Here is a 3303-nt window from a genome sequence, read left to right as displayed (position 1 = left end):
GGTAATAGTAGACTATCTAAGGTAGATAAGACTTGTATCCCTTGATGCGCTTGTTCTGCGCCAATGTTTTGATTAGGGCGCATATCAACAATAACTTCAGTGTTTTGTTTAAGAATATGGTTTTCAGCTTTTAACTTTTTTCTCTCAGCAATGATCTGACCAACCACAGCTCTCATCACAGGATCATTTAATCGTAACAAAAGCTCTGTATCTGTTGGTATTTCATTCTTTCTTGAATGAGGTATAGGAGGCTTTTTCATATTAGTATCTGCTTTGGTTGCCCAAGCATCAATCAGTAGACGAAAGTGTCCCCCTGTTTTATTGCGAATACTTACCTCGCCGATACCTCCATCAGCTTTTGAAACTCGACCAATAGTAGCAATAGAATAATCTTTCTCTTTTGCATTAAAGCGAGTTTCCAATAAAGTATTGAGTTTATTTAGTGAGTCTTGAGTTCTCTGACTCTTTCCAAATTTAAGATTTTCTAAAATTAAATTAATATCAACACTCATGAGATATCCTTTGGTTTTAAGCCATGAGGCGTTAGCTCTAAAATAGGTTGATTAATATTATTTTTTAATACTTGCATACCCGCATCAAGTAATTTGCTGTCTTGCATAAAATGCCCTAGCTCGAGATAATTTGAGACTTGTGTATATCCATCAAGTTTATTTGTTGGATTGGCTTGTAAAGCCATTTGACGCATCATCGCATTCGCTGAAATAAGTTGTTGCTCTTGATCTAACATTAAGAGTTGAGGACTATAGCCTTTAGACATCATAAATCGACTAAGATTTTGTGTTCTATTTTGAATTATTGGAGTTTTCTTAATATCATCAAGTATATCAGGATAGAACTCGGCATCTTCACAAAGTAAAGCGAGCTGTAAGAACTCAGAGTTAGTTTCTACAAAGCCAACTTTAATATCGTTTTCAGAACCAACGGCAACGAGTTTATTCGTAGTATCTGTTTCAGTCCGATCTTGTTCAATTTCAATTAGACGACGTATTAAATTAAAGGTCGCAATCCAGTCTTTTGTGTATTCATCAGCTTCAACCAATTGCTTTTCATATCTACGTTGAAGTACTTGTAATTCATTGTGTTGGGTAAATGGCTTGCTTTCATTTTCAGCTTTGTACTTAAGCTCATCCATAGCCTCAATCTCATTTTCTAAATTAACAGCTAGATTGGCTGCAGCATGGGCTTTATAGCTCATAAAATTAAGGTGAGCACAAAGTGCAGGAAGATAACGGGCATCTGTGATAAACCATCGACAACGGACACAGTTTTCTAAACCATGAGGCACAGAATCATAAATTCGGTTAGATGGATGAACTGAGTCTTTGAGTAAAACTCCGCCATTCCAGCAGCCTGCTACAGATTTACATTCATTTGAACGAACAGTATTACCACCAGCTAAACATAGTCCATGATGGCGATTTTCCCAACCTAAAGGATTTCGATTAACTAATGCCACCTCAATAGCTTGATCATTTTGATATGCCGTTTTGCATTGAATTTGACGCATTTCAGCATCTTTAAGGAATAAACGAAGATGATCTTGTGACTTGCTATTAAGAAGGCGTTCAGCTTCGGTCATTTTATCCTTCATTACTGCAGGTGTAAGTTTAGTGTAATAAACCGTCATAATAATGCGTGAATGACCAGCCAGTAGCTTTGATACAACAGGTATCGGTAGTTTCGCATCTATAATGTAGCTGGTAATGAGCGATACACGTAAACTATGTAAAGGGAACTCAGTTTTCGTCTTTGTTGCATGGTGATCTAGCCCATAATCATGCACTAAACGAAGTTTTGTGCCATCAGATAATGTCTCTCCCGCAACTAAAAGGTTTTTTTCAAGTTGTTGGAGCAGCTTATACCAAAGAGTGAAGATCGGTGCATTGATAATTGGTTTAGTTCTATCATCTTTCGATTTCGCTGATGCATCTCTAAATAAAAAACAAGAATGACCCATTGCACTTAATGATGCTTTTGATTTAATTCGGTTTATATGTTTTACCTCTAATGTTGAACAATCTACTAACTTATATATAGGATTGTATTTTTCTTGCCAATTACGCAACTTTTCAAGCCAATACAATACATCTTCGTGCTGCCATGGTATTTCATAACCCCGTTCAAGCTCATCCTTGTTCTGATCTGCAGTTTTATTGGTACTGATAAATAATCCTGTTGATTCAATACCTGTTGCATTATCTTTAAATTGTCGAAATACCCCTTTATTGCAGTAATTGAGAGCGAAAGTATGTGGATTTTTAATCCAATTCATATTTTCATAACGCAGTGTATCTGCCTCTCCCGAATCAAGCATACGTACTTGATAGGTACGTAGAGGTAAATGCAGTTTAATAAACAACACCATACTTGCTACAGGTGACCAGATTTGATAAATGGTAGTAATTCGACCTTTACGAGTTACTTTTTTAGCACGCCATACGCAATCTTTGTCATTTTTATCGATTAGATTTTTATTAACTTCAAACCAATTGCCTTTTTGAGTTGCACCTTGCCCCAGCTGTTGTTGTGCCCACAGCCAATCTGAAAAACTTCCTCGTGCTTTTGGACATAAGATATGACGTAAATCACAAATGTAGCGGTATGGTAGAGGGGTGTGCACCGTTTCAGTATCGTGAAATTTTCGTCTGGCTTTTGTAAATGGGTTTGAGTATAAATTAATCACTTTACCATCATCATTTTTCTCACTAAAATGCGTATCAAGCACCCAATCAATAAAATGTGTGATGTAATTTAATATCTTTATTGTATTAGCATTATCTTCTCTATTTGTCGTTTCTAGAATTATTCGTTTTAACTCATCAGTTGAAGCATACCAACCATTTTTTCCAATGAATAAGCCGATAACATCCATTGTAAATGGGACTGAACCAACAAGGTAAATATCAAAAAAAATGCATAAAGCTTCTAGTTTTACTGCTGTTCCTTTATCTTGTTTCGTTATCCATCCCTCAGCTAATTGTCGCCAGATTTCCCATTCCTTACCATATTTTTTTACAAGCCATTGCAAAGTCAGATCAGATTTACGACCATCATATTTTTTTCTTTTAACTATTATTTTACTAACCATGACGTTTTCCTAATTTTGGATGTTTTCCTGTAAATAAACCATCTAGGTCAATATCATTAAGACCATGTTCAGTTAATACCGCCCAACTAGGCGTACCAATTTGCTCTATTGGTTCTGTTGGATTTAGAAGTCGAAATGTCGCTGCATTTAGACTAGCAGTAACTTCTTTTATTGATGGAGTGGTATAGACTATT

2 protein-coding genes and 1 pseudogene are annotated in these 3303 nt (G+C 35.9%); all 3 read right to left on the bottom strand.

The features are described 5' to 3' along the window. Positions 1-512 (bottom strand): gamma-mobile-trio protein GmtX (gene gmtX, locus HMPREF0023_RS16615; RefSeq protein WP_008940853.1); only part of this gene is annotated, 512 nt, incomplete at its 3' end. After that, on the bottom strand, positions 509-3109 hold the full coding sequence (locus HMPREF0023_RS00050) for a VPA1269 family protein (protein WP_008940852.1): 2601 nt from the start codon (positions 3107-3109) through the stop codon (positions 509-511). The genes HMPREF0023_RS00050 and gmtX, both read right to left, overlap by 4 nt. Then, a pseudogene (locus HMPREF0023_RS16610) lies at positions 3102-3303 on the bottom strand (site-specific integrase); the annotation flags it as partial. The pseudogene HMPREF0023_RS16610 and the gene HMPREF0023_RS00050, both read right to left, overlap by 8 nt.

Source organism: Acinetobacter sp. ATCC 27244 (assembly GCF_000156555.1).
Classification (GTDB): domain Bacteria; phylum Pseudomonadota; class Gammaproteobacteria; order Pseudomonadales; family Moraxellaceae; genus Acinetobacter; species Acinetobacter haemolyticus.
The sequence above is the reverse complement of the archived record's forward strand: the minus strand, read 5'-3'. Positions and strand labels throughout refer to the sequence as shown.